This window comes from Gluconacetobacter entanii, assembly GCF_003206495.1.
Classification (GTDB): Bacteria; Pseudomonadota; Alphaproteobacteria; order Acetobacterales; family Acetobacteraceae; genus Novacetimonas; species Novacetimonas entanii.
In genome coordinates, this window is sequence record NZ_NKUF01000001.1 from 209,752 (window position 1) to 226,186 (window position 16,435).

Genomic DNA, 16,435 nt, shown 5'->3' on the forward strand with positions numbered 1-16,435 from the left:
CGATCATGACAGTACAGCCCGATGACGACCGTCCCGCCACCGTCCTGCTGGTGGAGGATTCCGATACGCAGGCCCTGCGCATCCGCTACATGCTGCAGGGCCATGGCTTTACCGTCGAACGCGTCGCAAGCGGGGAGGCGGCGCTCGATACGCTCGACAGCCATATCCCCGACCTCGTGATCGCGGACTATCACCTGCCGGGCATGAATGGCGGGCAGCTTGCGCGGCAGTTGCGCATGAACGCGGTGACGCGCACCATCCCGGTCCTGATCCTGACCGAAGGGATAGAACCGGGGCTGGAGCGTGAAGGGCTGGAGAGCGGGGCGGACGCCTATGTGCCCAAATCCTCCGATTCCACGCTGATCGTCTTTCGCATCCGCGCGCTTTTGCGTGAATATGCGGGCAATGTCCGCGCGCGTCCGGGGCGTGTGTTCCGCCGTGCGCGCATCCTGGTCGTCACCCCGCGCCATGACGCGACCACCGATGGGGGGAAGGTCTGGGCGCTGATCGACCTGCTGCAGCGCGACGGGCATATCGTGACCATCTGCGCCGATCCCGCGCATTTCGACCAGCAGATACTGCTCGACCCCGAACGCGCGCCCGACTGCGTGGTGGTGGACCTGACGGTGGGCGGGTTCGATGGGGTGGTGTTCTGCCGCAGGCTCGACGAACTGCGCCAGGAGGTGCTGATGCGTGGCGGCGTGCCGCTGCGCATCCTTGCCATAAGCCCGCCCAGCCCGGACCAGCGCGAATTTTCCGCCCGCGTGTTCGAAACGGGTGTCGATGACCTTGTGCCCGATGATGTCGCGCCCTCCGTTCTGGCGCTGCGCATCCGCGTGCTGGTGCGGCGCAAGCTGTTGCAGGATGATGTCCGCCGTATCGAGGTGGAACGCCAGAACCGCGAGATCGCGATCAAGAGCGCGCGCGCCGAGGCGGCGGCCATCGCGTCGAAGGCGTCGCTGGCGGAGGCGCTGGAGCAGGCCAACCGCGAACTGGCCGACGCCAACCGCAAGCTGATCGAGACACAGGGCAAGCTGGTGCAGACGGCCAAGATGGCGTCGCTGGGTGAACTGGTGGCAGGCATCGCGCACGAGATCAACAACCCGCTGGCCTTCATCCTTGCGCACAAGGACACCGTGGCGCGTGGACTGGAACGCGTGATGGACATGGAGGACGCGTCCACCGATACCGGGCGTGACGGGCGCGAGGCGATCCTGCGCAAGTGCCGCGACCGCGTGGCGTCGATGAACCTTGGCCTGCGCAGGATCCAGAACCTCGTGCTGAACCTGCGCAAATTCTCGCGACTGGACGAAGGGCTGTTCCAGGTCATCGACGTGCCCGAGGCGCTGGAGACGGTGCTGGCGCTGCTGACGCAGAAACTGGGCAATGGCATCGTCGTGCACCGCGATTACACCGCGCCGGAACGTCTGTACTGCCAGGCGGCGCTGCTGAACCAGGTCATCATGAATATTATCAGCAATGCCGCCGATGCAATTGTGGAGGCGGCGGAACGTGATAATCCGGTATCGGACACCCCGGCGCGGGGCCGCATCGACATCCGCACCGAACTCAGGCGGGAGGGGGAGGATGGCGTCCCCCATTACGTCTTCACGATTTCCGATACCGGTCCGGGCGTCGCGCCCGAGGTGCAGGAACGCATCTTCGAACCCTTCTTCACCACCAAGCCGGTTGGTGCGGGAACGGGGCTTGGGCTTGCGATCGCCTATGGCGTGGTGCAGGCCCACCAGGGAACGCTGACGGTCGCCAACCGTGAGCACGGCGGCGCGCAGTTCACCATTTCGGTGCCATGGCGCGCGCAGGACTCCGAAGACGGCCATGGTGGGTCCGACGGGCGCGTATCCGGTGGACAGGCAGGGCAGGCATGATGGGAAAGAGCACGATATGACAACACAGCCCGCGCGTCCCGTCATCCTGGTGGTGGATGACGAACCCGAAATCCTCGTCGCGCTGACGGACCTGCTCGAAGATGCCTTTACCGTCGTCTCCACCACGTCGCCGGTGGAGGCGCTGGAGATCCTTGCACAGCGCAATGATGTCGATGTCATCGTCTCCGACCAGCGCATGCCCGAGATGGGCGGCGATGTCATGCTGGCCCGCGCGCGTGAGATTTCCGACGCGCAGGCGATCCTGCTGACGGGCTATGCCGATATCGGCGCGGTGGCCGCGGCCCTGAACCAGGGGCGCATCTCCTTTTATTCGCACAAGCCATGGGACCCCGACGCCCTGCGCGCGATGATCGTGCAGGCGGCGGACTATCACCGGCTGGAACGCGAACTGCGCACCGAACGCCAGTTGCTGCACGGGCTGCTCAATAACCTGCGCGCGGGCCTTGGATTCAAGGATGCCGAAGGGCGTTTCGTGCGGATCAACCGGCAGGCAGCCGATTTCTATGACCGCGACATCGCCGCCTGCCTTGGCCAGCGGGAGGAGGACCTGTGCGATCCCGTGCTTCTGCCGGCCCTGCGCGCGGCGGAGGAGCGCATGCGCGCGGAGGGCCGTGACGAGGCCGCGGTCGAACTGCCGCCGCAGGTGGGGCGCGCCCATGGCCGCTGGCGCGAGTTCACGCGCGTCGTGCTGGAGGACGGGGAAAGCCCCGATGTCTATTCCGTCGTCATAAACCGCGACATCACCCGCCAGCAGGAAATGGAAGGCCGCCTGCGCCAGGCGGAGAAGATGCAGGCCCTTGGCACGATGGCCGGCGGGATCGCGCATGATTTCAACAACCTGCTGACGGCGGTGCTGGGGTCGCTGGAACTGGCCCATGACATGCTGCCACAGGATGAGGGCGCGGTGCTGCGCCTGCTCGACAATGCCACGGCGGCGGCGCGGCGCGGGGCGTCGCTGACGCGCAGGCTGCTCAATTTCAGCCGCCCGCGCGACCTGAGCCTTGAGCCGATCGACGTGAACGCCCTGCTGCACGGCATGAAGGACCTGCTGGCGCAGACCGTGGTGTCGCGGCAGGACAAGGCGCTGGCGACGCCCTGTTCCATCGTTGTCGATACCGCAGCATCCGACGGGGGGCTGCCGCCGGTCTGCACCGATGCGGGGCAACTCGAACTCGCGGTGCTCAACCTGTGCATCAACGCCGTGGACGCGATGCCCGAAGGGGGCGTGATCCGCGTGTCCACCGCACTCAAGCGCGTGCGCGAGGTCGTGGCGGGCACCAACCTCGTGCCCGGCAGCTATGTCATGGTGTCGGTGCAGGACCAGGGCATGGGCATGTCGGAGGAGACGCTGGCGCGCGTGTTCGAACCGTTCTTCACCACCAAGGACGTGGGACGGGGCACCGGGCTTGGCCTGTCGATGATCTATGGCTTCGTCCGCCATGTCGGTGGCGAGGTGCAGGTCCACAGCACCCCCGGCGTGGGTACGCGCGTGGACCTGTGCCTGCCGGTGCAGGACGGGACCGTGCGGGAGGAGAAGGCGGACGGGACCGTGCCATCCACCATGCCGGACCGGCCCCTGCGCATCATGGTCGTTGACGATGAACCGGGCGTGCGCGCGGTCACGGCGGGGTTCCTGCGCGCCCGCGGGCACGAGGTCCATGACTATGCCGGGGGCAGGGCCGCCGTCGCCGCGCTGGAAGAAGGGGGGCTGGGTCCGCTGGACCTTGTCATCATGGATGTGATGATGCCCGAGATGGGAGGGCAGGAAACCGCGCACCGCCTGCATGCGATCCAGCCGGACCTGAAGGTGCTGTACCTGACCGGCTATGCCAACCTTGGCACCCTGCCGAAGGGGGGGAATGTCATGCACAAGCCCTTCACCCGCGCGGGGCTGGCGGAACAGATCGGGCGAATCATGCGCGGCGGGGCCGCAGCGAGGCCGGACGGGCATGAAGCAGGGCACGGATGATGCCGCGCCCCCTTGTGCTGTGGGGCAAATCTCCTATTTCTTCATGATATGCAAGATCATCATGTAAACCCCCACGATCCGATTGGCTGGCACGGCACAACCATCCTGTGCGTGCGGCGTGACAACCAGGTGGCGATGGCCGGCGACGGCCAGGTGACGCTGGGTGCGACCGTCATCAAGGGCAATGCGCGCAAGGTACGCCGCATCGGCCCGTCGGGCAGCATCCTTGCCGGGTTCGCCGGTGCGACCGCCGATGCCTTTACCCTGCTCGAACGGCTGGAAGCGAAGCTGGAACGGTATCCGAACCAGCTTGAACGCGCCTGCGTCGAACTGGCGAAGGACTGGCGCACCGACCGCTACCTGCGGCGGCTGGAGGCGATGATGGCCGTCGCCGATGCGGATCATTCCTATACCCTGACCGGCAATGGCGACGTGCTGGAGCCCGAGGACGGCATCATCGCCATCGGTTCGGGCGGGAACTATGCCCTGTCGGCCGCGCGTGCGCTGCTGGGGATCGAGGGGCTGGGCGCGCGTGAGATCGCGCAGCGTTCAATGAAGATCGCGGGCGATATCTGCGTTTACACGAATTATTCCGTCACGGTGGAAACGCTGGGCGGTGATACGGACAAGGTAGAGGCATGATGGAAATCCCCAATCATTCCCCGCGGGAAATAGTCTCCGAACTCGACCGGTTCATCATCGGGCAGACCGACGCCAAGCGCGCGGTGGCCATTGCGCTGCGCAACCGCTGGCGGCGCGCGCAACTGCCCGAGGGCCTGCGTGAGGAGGTCGTGCCCAAGAACATCCTGATGATCGGCCCGACAGGCTGCGGCAAGACCGAGATCGCGCGTCGCCTTGCCCGCCTTGCGCAGGCGCCGTTCCTGAAGGTCGAGGCGACGAAGTTCACCGAAGTCGGCTATGTCGGGCGCGATGTCGAAAGCATCGTGCGTGACCTCGTGGAGGTCTCGATCAACATGCTGCGCGACCTGCGGCGCAAGGACGTGCAGGCCAAGGCGGAAATGGCCGCCGAAAACGCCCTGCTCGACGCGCTGGTGGGCGAAGGCGCATCCGCCGACACCCGCAACAAATTCCGCCGCATGCTGCGCAATGGCGAACTGGAGGCCAAGGAGGTCGAGATTTCGGTAACCGAGGGGCCGTCGCCTTCGGGGCAGGCGGACATGCCGAACATGACGCCGGGCACGGTCATCAATTTCTCCGACATGATGAAGGGCTTCATGAACCGCATGCCCCAGCGCCGTCGCATGACGGTGGCCGAGGCCCGCGCCGCCCTGACGCGTGAGGAGGCGGACAAGATGCTCGATACCGAAAGCCTGACGCGCGAGGCGGTGGCCCATGCGCAGGATCACGGCATCGTCTTCCTTGACGAGATCGACAAGGTCTGTGCCCGCGCGGAAAGTGGGGCGCGCGGTGGCGACGTCTCCCGCGAGGGGGTGCAGCGCGACCTGCTGCCCCTGATCGAGGGGACGACGGTTTCGACCAAGTACGGCCCCGTGCGCACGGACCATATCCTGTTCATCGCATCGGGCGCGTTCCACATCGCCAAGCCGTCGGACCTGCTGCCTGAACTGCAGGGGCGCCTGCCGATCCGTGTGGAACTGTCGTCGCTGACGCGGCAGGACCTGCGCCGTATCCTGACGGAGCCGGAACATTCGCTGCTGACGCAGTACACCGCGCTGCTGGGCACGGAAAAGGTGGAACTGCGCTTTACCGACGATGCGGTGGATGCGCTGGCCGAACTGGCTGCGGACATCAACGAACGGGTGGAGAATATCGGCGCACGCAGGCTGGCGACCGTGATCGAACGCCTGCTGGAGGAGGTGTCCTTTACCGCCACCGACCGCGCGGGGCAGACCGTGGAAATCACCGCCGCCGATGTTCAGGAAAAAGTGGCCCCGCTGGCACGCAAGGGCGACCTGAGCCGCTTTATCCTGTAAATCCCCATAAGATTGGCAGAACGTTTTTGGGCGCCGCCTTTTTTGCGAAAAGGCGGCGTTTCCTGAAGCTTTTTTGAAAAAGCTTTACCAAAAACGTCTTTATGATTTGCAGGCCACGCCTGTGACGCAGTGCCTGCGGGCAAGAGGAAGAAGATGACGGATCCATTCGTAAAGCCCGAAGACGATACGGCGGCGGACGCGATTGCGGCGATTGCCGATGAACTGGCGCTGTTCGATGACTGGATGGACCGGTACCAGTACATCATCGAACTTGGCCGCAAACTGCCGCCTTTCCCAAAGGAATGGGCGAACGACGCGCATCGCGTCCCCGGATGCCAGAGTCAGGTCTGGCTGGAAGCGAAGCAGGAAGGCGACGCCCTGTTCCTGGCCGGGGCGTCGGATGCCGCCATCGTCTCCGGACTGGTGGCGCTGCTGCTGCGGGTCTATTCCGGGCGCAGCAGGGAGGAGATCCTGCAGACCGACCCCGGATTCCTGCGTGAACTCGGTCTGGTGCAGGCGCTGTCAACCAACCGTGGCAACGGGGTGGAGGCCATGGCCCGCGCCATCCGCAAGGCCGCAGCCACGCAGGACGCGGCCTGAACACCCGCCCGCAGGTGCCGTCCCTGCCCGTCGGGCAGGGGGCTCAGTATTCCTGAACGACGTCGAAGCCCGCCGCGTCAACCGCATTGGCCAGCGCATCGGGGTTGGTGAACGTGTCGTCGCACGTCACGACGGCCTCTCCCTTCTCAAGCGAAACCTCCACGTCGCAGACGCCTTCGATGTTTTCGAGGGAACGGCGCACCTTGGCCGCGCAACCATCGCAGGTCATGTCTGATATCTTCAGGGTGAATTTTTCCATCTGGAACTTTTTCCTTACGTCGTCATGGGTGCTGTCTTGGTGTGCCATCGGTTCAGCAGCAGCGAACTGGTGACCACCGATACGGAACTCATGGCCATGGCGGCCCCGGCGATCGCGGGGTCCAGCATGCCAAAAGCCGCAAGCGGGATGCCTATTATATTGTAGATGAAGGCAAAGAACAGGTTTTGCCGCACCTTGCGCAATGTGGCGCGTGACAGGGAGATCGCATCGAGTATCCCGCCAAGGTTGTCACGCATCAGGATCACGCCCGCGGACTGCACCGCGATGTCCGACCCGTGCCCCATGGCGAAACCGATATCGGCCATGGCCAGCGCGGGGGCATCGTTGATCCCGTCGCCAACCATGCCCACCACATGGCCCTGCGCGCGCAGCTTTTCAATCTCCGCCGCCTTGTCCTGCGGCAGGACACCGGCAATGAAGCGGTCCATGCCCAGCGTGCCGGCAATTGCCGCCGCCGCCTGCTGGTTGTCGCCCGTCAGCATCAGTGTCGCGATCCCGTCGCGGCGCAGTGCCGCGATACAGGCGGGGGCTTCGGGCCGGATACGGTCACTCAGCGCGATATAGCCCACCACGCCCCGCGCCCCCGCCACGCCAATGACGGTGCGCCCCTGCTGCTCCAGTTGCGTGACGATTTCGGGCGTGTCCGTGGCGTCAGCCACGAAATGCGGCGCGCCAAGGCGCAGGCGTTCGCCCTGCGCCGTGACCCCCTCCACCCCCCGGCCGGGCAGGGCCGTGACATCATGGACCGCAAGGGGGGTAATCGCGTGCTGGCGCCCATAGGCGACGATGGCGCGGGCGAGGGGATGTTCCGAATCCTGTTCCAGCGCACAGGCCATGGCCAGCAGGTGCTGCGTGTCATGGCCGGGCAGGGGCGTGACCTCGCGCACTTCTGGCTGTCCCAGTGTCAGCGTGCCCGTCTTGTCCAGCACCAGCAATTTTATGGTGTGGGCATGTTCCAGCGTGTCGGCATCACGAAACAGCAGGCCCGCGCGCGCGCCGCGCCCGGTGGCGACCATGATGGCCGTCGGCACCGCAAGGCCGAGCGAGCAGGGACACGCCACCACCAGCACGGCGATCGTCCCCGTCAGCGCCATGGTCGCATGGCCATATACCGCCCACCCGATGAGGAATGTCAGCAGCGCGATCCCCAGCACGCCGGGCACGAAAACGGCGGAGATGCGGTCCACCAGTTGCTGCACCGGGTCGTGCGAGGCCTGCGCGTGCTGGACCATGCGCACGATCTGCGACAGGGTGCTGTCGGCGCCCACATGTTCGGTGCGGATACGCAGCACGCCATTTTGGTTGAGGGTGGCGCCAATGACATGGTCATCGACCGTGCGCGCCACCGGCACGCTTTCACCGGTCATGGCGGACTGGTCCACATCGGACTGCCCGGCGATGACGACACCATCGACGGGAATGCTCTCCCCCGGTCGCACGACAACGACATCGCCAACCCGCAGGGCAGCAACAGGCATGTCGGTCACCTTCCCGTCGCGTTCGACATGCGCAACCTGTGGCTGAAGGCGCAGCAGGCCCGCGATTCCCTCCCGCGTGCGGTCACGCGCGCGCGCTTCGAGCAGGCGACCAAGCAGCACGAGCGTGATGACCACCGCGCCGGATTCGAAATAGACATGCCCCTTCAGCGAAAACAGCCAGATCACCGTGCTCGACAGCCACGCGACCGTAGTGCCCATCACGACCAGGACGTCCATGTTCGCCACGCCGCCCCGGATGGCCTTGTAGGCCTTCTGGTAAAACGGCCAGCCACAGCCGAACTGCACCAGTGTCGCCAGCAGGCATTGCAGCCATAGCGGCAGCATGAAATCCATCCGGCCCGACACCATATCCACCATGCCCAGCAGCAGCGGCAGGGTCAGGATGGCGGACAGGGCGAACATCGCACGCTGCCGCCGCATGGCCGCGACATGGTCCTGTTCCTGCGCATCGCCTTCGTCGGAGGGGAGCGTGGGGTCGCGCACGGGGGCGGCGTCGAATCCGCCCCGGCGTACCTGCGCGATCATGGCGGGCAGATCCGCAAGGCCGGGGACATAGGTCACATCCGCCTGTTCCGCCGCGAAATTGACGTGGGCCGTGACACCGGGCAGGCGGTTGAGCAGCTTTTCAATGCGGCTGGCGCAGGCGGCGCAACTCATGCCCGTAAGCTGTAGCGACAGGGTCTGGGTGGGGATATCGAATCCCGCCTTGCGCACGGCCTCGAACACGGGGGCGAGGGCCGACGGCGTAAGGGGCGCGGCAAGGCCGACCGTGGCCTGGGCGGTGGCGAAATTCACGCTGGGCGTGGTGCCGGGGACGCGCCGTATGACCTTTTCGATCCGGCTGGCGCAGGCGGCGCAGCTCATGCCCGTGATGGGGAAGGTTACAGCCGTCTGCGCTGCCGTGGCCATGACTTCATTCCTGAACTGTCACGCCCGGTCGAAACCTGCCAACCGGCGCGTGCCCCGCATGTTGGCGCAGGCGGCGGCCAATGCAACCCCACCCGCGCCAGGCCGTCCGGATCATGCCACGAAACCGGGCGTGGGGGACGTCAGTCCACCGTGCTCATGCGGGTTTCATCGACGAACTTTTCGGTATCGTCGTCCAGCTTGCGCGACTTGCGCCCGGCGGGGCCGTGGACATACAGCGTCTTGCGGTCAACCTTCTGGTTGGTGCCATCTGGCTTCAACGGCATTTCATAGACCGGCTTGCGCGCATGGTCGGCCATCTGCAGGTCCGGGTTGAAGACCGAGTTGAACTTCCAGATCATGGTCAGGAAGTTGGTCTGCCCACGCAGCGCAAGGCGCAGCGCGATGCCCAGCGTGTCCTTGATCGCGGCCCAGCCCAGATGCTTGTTGTTGAGCACCTGCTGCGTCTTCACCAGTTCCTCATAGAACTCGCGCAGGGGCAGGGTGGTCGGCATGACCGCGTGCTGGATGTCGAACAGGCGGTAGTCGCGTGTCGTCAGCTTGCGCGATTCGCTTTCCCAGATCTCGGTGCCGGGATAAGGCGTCGTGACCGACAGGTTGACGATGTCCGGGATTTCCAGGCACCACTGGCGGATGACCTCGAAACGCTCGCGGTCCCATGACGGATCGGCGATCAGGTTGATCGCGACGATCAGGTCGAGCGAACGGGCGTAATCCAGCGCCTCGAAATTGCGGTCCATCGACACGCGCTTGCGGAAGCGCTTCAACCCCTCGGCATCAACGGCCTCAAGGCCGATGAAGATGTAGCTGAGGCCGATTTCCTTCCATTCGCGGAAGACGTCCTTGTTACGCAGCAGCACGTCTGCGCGGGTTTCAAGGTAGTATTCCTTCTTGATGCCACGCCGACGGACCTCGGCGGCGATGGCCATGCCGTGTTCGGCATGCACGAAGGCCACGTCATCGACGATGAAGATGCCGGGTTCCTTGATCTCCTGCAGTTCCTGGCCGATCACTTCCGCGCTCGCGGTGCGGTAGGAGCGGCCATAGAACGTCCATGCGCTGCAGAACGTGCAGTCCCACGGGCAGCCACGCGCGAATTCGATGGAGGCGGCAGGGTCCAGCGTGCCGATGAAATACTTGCGGCGATGGCGCAGCAGGTCGCGCGCAGGGCGCACCCCGTCGAGGTTTTCGACAAAGATCGGCGGCGGCCCGTCGCCATCCATCGTCACGACGCCCGGCACGGTCAGCAGGTCCTCGCCCTTTTCCCATGCGGCAAGCAGAAGGCCGACGGTCGCGTCGCCTTCGCCCTTCAGGACGCAGTTGATCTCCCCGTCGGACAGCGCCAGCACGTCGCGCGCGATGAAGGAGATGGAGTGGCCGCCAATGAACAGGAACACATTGGGCAGGCGCTTGCGCGTTTCCTTGCACAGGTCGATGATTTCGGGAACGTTCGCAAGGTAGTTGCCCGAAAAGCAGATCGCGTGCGGACGGAATTTGTCGATGCGTTCCCAGTAATCGTTGTGATTTTCCACCTGGAGGTCGATGATATCGACCTCGTGCCCCTTGTCACGCGCAGCGCCCGCGACAAGTTCCAGGCCCAGCGGTTCCAGTCGCAAAAATACTTTTGTGTACATCAGCGAACTTGGATGAACGGCCAGTAATCTCATTATTTCACCTCGGGCATGGGTGGGGGCAGGGCATGTGCGGACGTCCACATACGCAATCCAGAGGAAAATTTACAGGCTTCCCACGGCGGTATTTGACGTTTTTATAAATCGCACCCAATTATAAAAAAACCGGATAAGCTACGAAGGGTGACAATATAAGACCATAATGTCACCCAATTCACAGTTATATCACCTATGCGCTGATGATATATCGGTGTGCGGCCGGCGCATGAAATGGCGGTCGGGTGCGCCGGGCCATGACCTATGCGAAAAACGAAGGGCTGGGCTGGCGTCGCGCATGTGCGGGCCTATCGCGGCGGGGGCTTTCATGTCACACTCCCGCGTCAACCTCCGGGGGCGAGATGAAGCGCAAGATGCTGCGAAAAGTGACGGGTCCATTGATGCTGCTGGCATGCGGCGGGGCGATGGCGCTGGGTGGATGTTCCGCCGAAATCGGGCGCATGCCGTATGAAAGCGATGTCCGCTGCCTGCGCAAGGAACTGGGCACGCAGATGCATCTGAGCTTCCCACTTGCGGCCAATACATGCCAGCGCATGACCGATCATAACTTTGCGATCGGCTCGAAGAATCCGCAGCCCATCCCGCTGAACCTGCACGGCGCGCCCGACCTGCAGAAGCAGGCGGACGAATACGGATACAGCTACACCCGCTGATCCGCGCGGCGGGCGCGGACCAGTGCCCGTGGCGTCAGTTTTCGAGTTCGCTGTCCCAGTAAAGGTAGTCGCGCCAGCTTTCATGCAGGTAATTGGGCGGGAAGGACCGTCCGTTATCCTGCAAAAGCCAACTGCTGGGCTGCTGTGGCGTGCGGGAGGGATACATGCGCAGTTCATGCGGCATGTAGGATCCCTTCAGCAGGTTGCACGGGCTGCATGCGGTCACGACATTTTCCCATGTGGTGCGCCCCCCCTTGGATCGGGGAATGACATGGTCGAATGTCAGTTCGTGCGTCGGCAGGCGTGTATTGCAGTACTGGCAGGAAAAATTGTCGCGCAGGAAGACGTTGAACCGGGTGAAGGCCGGGCGCCGCGCGGTCTGGATGTAATCCTTCAGCGCGATGACGCTGGGCAGGCGGACCTCATGTGACGGGGAATGGACGATTTCGTCATATTCGCTCAGCACCGAAACCCGGTCGAGCCAGACCGCCTTGATCGCATCCTGCCAGGACCACAGCGAAAGCGGGAAGTAGGACAGGGGCCGGAAATCTGCGTTCAGGACGAGGGCCGGGAAATGTTGACTGTCAGAAAGCACGGGCGCATCCTTGAGGTGATGCCGCCACACAAGTCTTCAGGCGTCCTTTACTTTGAACCGAACGCCGATCATGTGCGCCGTCATGAAGTAACTGCCCCGAATCTATTGCAGACCTCATCCCATGTGGCAAGGGATGGACGGGGCGAATATTCGCGCCATTCTTCCCGGCCCGTGCGGACCATATGGGGACATTCCTTGCTACCTGACTGTTATCGTGTCGAAAATGCCTGACATCACCCGCTTCGCCCCCAGTCCCACCGGGGGGCTGCATCTGGGGCATGTCGCCTCGGCACTTGCGGGGTGGCGTGCCGCAAACGAGTCGGGGGGCCGTTTCCTGCTGCGGATCGAGGACATAGATCCCGGCCGTTGCCGCGACGCATTCGCCCATGACCTGATGGACGACCTGCGCTGGCTCGGGCTGGAATGGCCCGAACCGGTGCGGTGGCAGTCGCGGCACCTTGCGGATTACGCGGCGGTGCTGGCGCGGCTTGGCGCACGGGGCCTGGTCTATCCGTGTTTCTGTACGCGGCGTGACATCGCGGACGAAATCGCCGCCTCCGCCCATGCCCCGCACCATGCCCCCGATGGCAGCGTGGTCTATCCGGGGACCTGCCGCCACCTGTCCCCGTCGCGGCGGGCGGCGCTGCTGGCGGCGGGGACACCGCACGCCATGCGCCTGGACATGGAACGCGCGCTGTCGGTGCCCGGCGCGCGCGACCTGACATGGCATGAACGTGGGGAAGGGCCACAGCGCTGCCATCCCGAACTGTTTGGGGATGTGGTGCTGGCGCGCAAGGACGTGATGGCGTCCTATCATTTATGTGTGACGCATGATGATGCGTTGCAGGGGATCACGCTGGTGACGCGCGGCGAGGACCTGCGTCCCGCGACCTCCCTGCATCGCCTTCTGCAGCACCTTATGGGCTGGACGGCGCCGGAATACGCCCATCACCCGCTATTGTGCGATGCCTCGGGCCGCAGGCTGGCCAAGCGTGACCGGGCCATGACCATCGCCGCGATGCGTGCGGCGGGGATGAGCGCGCAGGCCGTGCGCGCCGCGGCGGGCGACCCCGGTCCCATCATGGCATGAGCGGGCGCCCCGGTGGCGGGCAAACATGGGAGTGGTGCATTTGTGCTGTTTTCACGGCGACGGCTTCGCACTAGGGTTCCCAACCGGACGTTCCAGCAAGGAACGGTAACTTCATGTCATATGGATCTCGGTCTCATGGATCTTATCGCCGCCCGTCTTGACAGGATCAGCCCCAGCCAGACGATCGCCATTTCCACCAAGGCACGTGAACTGAAAGCCGCGGGCAAGGACATTATCAGCCTTTCGGCGGGCGAGCCCGATTTCGACACGCCCGCCAACATCAAGCAGGCGGCCATCCGCGCCATCGACGCCGGGCAGACGAAATATACCGACGTCGCCGGCACGCCCGCGCTGCGCAAGGCCGTGGCCGAACGGTTCCGCCTTGATTCCGGGCTGGATTACACGTCGGACGAGATCATTGTCTCCAACGGGGGCAAGCAGGTCATCTACAACGCGATGGTCGCGACCATCAATCCGGGGGACGAGGCCATCATCCCGGCCCCGTGCTGGGTTTCGTATCCCGATATCGTCGCCCTGGCCGAAGGGGCGCCGATTGTCGTGCCGTGCATGGCCGAACACGGGTTCAAGATGCGCCCTGCCGACCTGGAGGCCGCGATCACGCCGCGTACCAAGTGGCTGCTGCTCAATTCCCCCAACAACCCGACCGGCGCGGCCTATGACGCGCAGGAACTGCGCGCGCTGTGCGATGTGCTGCTGCGCCATCCCGATATCTGGATCCTGACCGACGATATCTATGACAAGCTGGTGTATGACGGGTTCAAACCCGCCACCATCGTGCAGGTCGAACCGCGCCTGCGGGACCGCACCGTCACGATGAACGGCGTGTCGAAGGCCTATGCCATGACCGGCTGGCGCATCGGGTTCGCGGCCGCACCTGTCGAACTGATCCGTGCGATGAACAAGCTGCAGGGGCAGTCCACCTCCGGCCCGTCCTCCATCAGCCAGGCGGCAGCGCTTGAGGCGCTGAGCGGCCCGCAGGACTTCATCGCGGAAATGGTCGCGACCTACCAGGGGCGGCGCGACCTTGTGGTCAGCATGCTCAACCAGGCATCCGGCCTGCACTGCGCAACGCCCGAAGGCGCGTTCTATGTGTTTCCCTCGCTGCGTGGCTGCCTTGGCAGGACCAGCGCGGGCGGTGCGCGCATCGACAGCGACAGGGATTTCGTGACGGCCCTGCTGGATGAGGAAGGTGTCGCCGCCGTCCATGGCAGCGCCTTCATGTTCGCGGGGCATTTCCGCATTTCCTATGCCACCGATACCGAAAGCCTGAAGGAAGCCTGCCTGCGCATCCAGCGCTTCTGCGGCGGCCTGCGCTGAAGACGGGACCAAGACCATGACAAGCAGTAACGAGGTCCCGGACGGGTTTCTGGCCGGATGCATGGACCGGCTTGAAACCCCGGCGACCATCGCCATGGCCCAGCGCGCGCGCGCGCTGAAGGCGCGGGGGGAGCAGGTGCTTTCCCTCGCACTTGGTGAACCTGATTTTCCCACGCCCGCAGGCGTGATCGAGGCCGCGCACCGCGCCGCGCTCGACGGGCAGACGAAATATCCCCCCGTGGAGGGCACGCCCGCGCTGAAGGCCGCGATCATCCGCAAGTTCGCGCGTGAAAATGGCCTGACCTACGAACCGTCGGAAATCATGGTCTCCAACGGGGGCAAGCAGGTCATCTTCAATGCCTTCATGGCCACGATCAATCCGGGGGACGAGGTCATCGTCCCGCGCCCCTACTGGGTCAGCTATCCGCTGATCATCAGCCTGTTTGGCGGGGTCCCGGTATTCGTGGACTGCCCGGAGGAAAGCGGGTTCCGCCTTGATGCGGCGGCGCTGGAGGCGGCGATCACGCCACGGACCAAGTGGCTGGTGCTCAACTTCCCCAACAACCCGACGGGGGCGACGACCACCCGCGCCGACCTTGAGGCGATTGCCGAGGTGCTGCGCCGTCATCCGCGCGTGCATGTCCTGTCGGACGAGATTTATGAACATCTCGTCTATGACGGGCAGGCGCATGTCTCCATCGCGCAGGTGGCGCCGGACCTGAAATCGCGTGTGCTGACGCTCAATGGTGTGTCAAAGGCCTATGCCATGACCGGCTGGCGCGTGGGCTATGTCGGTGGTCCTGTCGGCCTGATCCGCGCGATGGCCAGCATCCAGAGCAGTTCGACATCGGGCATCTGCTCCATCAGCCAGGCGGCGTCGGTCGCGGCCCTCGACGGGCCATCGGGCGTGGTGGAGGTGATGCGCGAAACCTATGACCGGCGCCGCAGGATGGTGGTGGGCGCGCTGCGCCAGATCCCGCAACTGACCTGTGCGATGCCGCTTGGCGCGTTCTATGTCTATCCGGGGATTGCGGCGTGCATTGGCCGCACCAGCGCGGGCGGTCGTCTGATCGGAACGGACGAGGATTTCGCCATCGCCCTGCTGGAGGAACAGCATGTCGCCGTCGTCCATGGCAGTGCGTTCGGCAAGGGACCGTATCTGCGCCTGTCCTATGCCACGTCCGATGAAATCCTGGTCGATGCCTGCGGGCGGATTGCGACGTTCGTCGCCGGCCTAACCTGACGTCTGCCCGTCGGTCGCGGGCGGGGACAGCGCGAATATTCCTTCTGTCAGCAAAGATGGCAGGAGGAACGCCGCCGCCGGAAGGCCGCACAGGCCCATGGCCACCGCCGTGGCCGCCATGGCCGTGACATAGGCCAGGCGCCCGCCAACACGTTCGGCCATGACAAAGGCAAAGGCCCCGCCCACGCCGGTCATGGCCCCGATCATGGTGCGCCACGGGTGCTGGCCCGCATTATGTCCCATGCTGTCGATAATCTGGCTCAGCGCGGAGGACTGGTCCACCGACGTGCCGCTCATCCCGAACATGAGGGAAAAGGGCAGGATCAGCACGCTCAGCACATCACGCAGCAGGCCGACGAATCCGCTGACAAGCGGGATCAGCAGAAGGATGGCGACGCACGAGCTTGTACTCAGCGCCACGACCAGAAGCCCGATCCGTCGCTGTTGTCCCGCTGTTATCGGATGGTCATGCATCCGTCCTGTCTCCATGCCCGATATCGTGCGACACGCATGCCGTGTGGTGGTGGCCCCATCGCGGGGCCTGTGGCAAGACCGGGAAAATAACGCCCCGGATCATGACGGGTTTATTTCTGGTTCTTCCGCATTTTTCGTGATGGGTATCTTGTACTGTGGTTCTGGAACTGGAAAATCCTGAAAGTCGCCCACTTTCATGGATATTCCCCAGTGTCAC

The 16,435-nt window shown here is 64.5% G+C and carries 14 protein-coding genes; 9 read left to right on the forward strand and 5 right to left on the reverse strand.

From position 1 onward, the window contains the following. Positions 1-5 precede the first annotated feature (5 nt). From CFR72_RS00975 to CFR72_RS00995, 5 genes are all read left to right on the forward strand, one after another. On the forward strand, positions 6-1,886 hold the full coding sequence (locus tag CFR72_RS00975) for a response regulator (protein ID WP_110912188.1): 1,881 nt from the start codon (positions 6-8) through the stop codon (positions 1,884-1,886). A 16-nt stretch (positions 1,887-1,902) separates the two neighbouring features. Further along, positions 1,903-3,876: a response regulator gene (locus CFR72_RS00980; RefSeq protein ID WP_110912232.1), complete on the forward strand. Its 1,974-nt coding sequence runs from the start codon at positions 1,903-1,905 to the stop codon at positions 3,874-3,876. Between the two features lie 48 nt (positions 3,877-3,924). Further along, positions 3,925-4,518 (forward strand): ATP-dependent protease subunit HslV, encoded by a 594-nt coding sequence (gene hslV / locus CFR72_RS00985; RefSeq protein WP_110912189.1) that lies wholly within the window; start codon positions 3,925-3,927, stop codon positions 4,516-4,518. After that, positions 4,518-5,831 carry an ATP-dependent protease ATPase subunit HslU gene (hslU, locus tag CFR72_RS00990; RefSeq protein WP_110912190.1) on the forward strand — a complete coding sequence of 438 codons (1,314 nt, stop codon included), beginning with the start codon at positions 4,518-4,520 and terminating at the stop codon, positions 5,829-5,831. The genes hslV and hslU overlap by 1 nt, the downstream gene beginning before the upstream one ends. A gap of 153 nt (positions 5,832-5,984) precedes the next feature. Continuing rightward, on the forward strand, positions 5,985-6,431 hold the full coding sequence (locus tag CFR72_RS00995) for a SufE family protein (protein ID WP_110912191.1): 447 nt from the start codon (positions 5,985-5,987) through the stop codon (positions 6,429-6,431). A gap of 43 nt (positions 6,432-6,474) precedes the next feature. Here the strand turns inward: CFR72_RS00995 and CFR72_RS01000 are convergent, their stop codons facing one another. From CFR72_RS01000 to hpnR, 3 genes are all read right to left on the reverse strand, one after another. After that, positions 6,475-6,690 carry a heavy-metal-associated domain-containing protein gene (locus tag CFR72_RS01000; RefSeq protein ID WP_110912192.1) on the reverse strand — a complete coding sequence of 72 codons (216 nt, stop codon included), beginning with the start codon at positions 6,688-6,690 and terminating at the stop codon, positions 6,475-6,477. A gap of 14 nt (positions 6,691-6,704) precedes the next feature. Continuing rightward, positions 6,705-9,119: a heavy metal translocating P-type ATPase gene (locus CFR72_RS01005; RefSeq protein ID WP_110912193.1), complete on the reverse strand. Its 2,415-nt coding sequence runs from the start codon at positions 9,117-9,119 to the stop codon at positions 6,705-6,707. A 140-nt stretch (positions 9,120-9,259) separates the two neighbouring features. After that, the gene (gene hpnR, locus CFR72_RS01010) at positions 9,260-10,804 is read right to left on the reverse strand and encodes a hopanoid C-3 methylase HpnR (protein WP_110912194.1); all 1,545 of its coding nucleotides are present in this window, start codon (positions 10,802-10,804) and stop codon (positions 9,260-9,262) included. A gap of 374 nt (positions 10,805-11,178) precedes the next feature. Here hpnR and CFR72_RS01015 point away from each other — a divergent pair, with 374 nt between their 5' ends. Then, the gene (locus tag CFR72_RS01015) at positions 11,179-11,478 is read left to right on the forward strand and encodes a hypothetical protein (RefSeq protein WP_390669992.1); all 300 of its coding nucleotides are present in this window, start codon (positions 11,179-11,181) and stop codon (positions 11,476-11,478) included. A gap of 34 nt (positions 11,479-11,512) precedes the next feature. On the opposite strand, the gene CFR72_RS01020 is transcribed toward CFR72_RS01015, so the two are convergent. Continuing rightward, positions 11,513-12,073, reverse strand: a complete 561-nt coding sequence (locus tag CFR72_RS01020) for an HNH endonuclease (RefSeq protein WP_110912233.1) — start codon at positions 12,071-12,073, stop codon at positions 11,513-11,515. A gap of 223 nt (positions 12,074-12,296) precedes the next feature. On the opposite strand from CFR72_RS01020, the gene gluQRS reads away from it, so the two are divergent. The 3 genes from gluQRS to CFR72_RS01035 all read left to right on the forward strand — a co-directional run bounded on the left by gluQRS (position 12,297) and on the right by CFR72_RS01035 (position 15,744). Then, the gene (gluQRS, locus tag CFR72_RS01025) at positions 12,297-13,163 is read left to right on the forward strand and encodes a tRNA glutamyl-Q(34) synthetase GluQRS (protein ID WP_110912196.1); all 867 of its coding nucleotides are present in this window, start codon (positions 12,297-12,299) and stop codon (positions 13,161-13,163) included. Between the two features lie 135 nt (positions 13,164-13,298). Beyond that, a complete protein-coding gene (locus CFR72_RS01030; protein ID WP_110912197.1) occupies positions 13,299-14,501 on the forward strand; it encodes a pyridoxal phosphate-dependent aminotransferase in 1,203 nt (400 codons plus the stop codon). A gap of 16 nt (positions 14,502-14,517) precedes the next feature. After that, positions 14,518-15,744: a pyridoxal phosphate-dependent aminotransferase gene (locus CFR72_RS01035; RefSeq protein WP_408869950.1), complete on the forward strand. Its 1,227-nt coding sequence runs from the start codon at positions 14,518-14,520 to the stop codon at positions 15,742-15,744. On the opposite strand, the gene CFR72_RS01040 is transcribed toward CFR72_RS01035, so the two are convergent. Further along, entirely contained in the window at positions 15,736-16,218 is a 483-nt protein-coding gene (locus CFR72_RS01040) for a hypothetical protein (RefSeq protein WP_110912198.1), read from the reverse strand. The two genes, CFR72_RS01035 and CFR72_RS01040, sit on opposite strands and share 9 nt — an antisense overlap. Positions 16,219-16,435: the final 217 nt, after the last annotated feature.

Coding starts and splice junctions, on each gene's coding strand:
- CFR72_RS00975 (WP_110912188.1), top strand. CDS start 6: ATGACAGTACAGCCCGATGACGACCGTCCCGCCACCGTCCTGCTGGTG.
- CFR72_RS00980 (WP_110912232.1), top strand. CDS start 1,903: ATGACAACACAGCCCGCGCGTCCCGTCATCCTGGTGGTGGATGACGAA.
- hslV (WP_110912189.1), top strand. CDS start 3,925: ATGCAAGATCATCATGTAAACCCCCACGATCCGATTGGCTGGCACGGC.
- hslU (WP_110912190.1), top strand. CDS start 4,518: ATGGAAATCCCCAATCATTCCCCGCGGGAAATAGTCTCCGAACTCGAC.
- CFR72_RS00995 (WP_110912191.1), top strand. CDS start 5,985: ATGACGGATCCATTCGTAAAGCCCGAAGACGATACGGCGGCGGACGCG.
- CFR72_RS01000 (WP_110912192.1), bottom strand. CDS start 6,690: ATGGAAAAATTCACCCTGAAGATATCAGACATGACCTGCGATGGTTGC.
- CFR72_RS01005 (WP_110912193.1), bottom strand. CDS start 9,119: ATGGCCACGGCAGCGCAGACGGCTGTAACCTTCCCCATCACGGGCATG.
- hpnR (WP_110912194.1), bottom strand. CDS start 10,804: ATGAGATTACTGGCCGTTCATCCAAGTTCGCTGATGTACACAAAAGTA.
- CFR72_RS01015 (WP_390669992.1), top strand. CDS start 11,179: ATGCTGCGAAAAGTGACGGGTCCATTGATGCTGCTGGCATGCGGCGGG.
- gluQRS (WP_110912196.1), top strand. CDS start 12,297: ATGCCTGACATCACCCGCTTCGCCCCCAGTCCCACCGGGGGGCTGCAT.
- CFR72_RS01030 (WP_110912197.1), top strand. CDS start 13,299: ATGGATCTTATCGCCGCCCGTCTTGACAGGATCAGCCCCAGCCAGACG.
- CFR72_RS01035 (WP_408869950.1), top strand. CDS start 14,518: ATGACAAGCAGTAACGAGGTCCCGGACGGGTTTCTGGCCGGATGCATG.
- CFR72_RS01040 (WP_110912198.1), bottom strand. CDS start 16,218: ATGCATGACCATCCGATAACAGCGGGACAACAGCGACGGATCGGGCTT.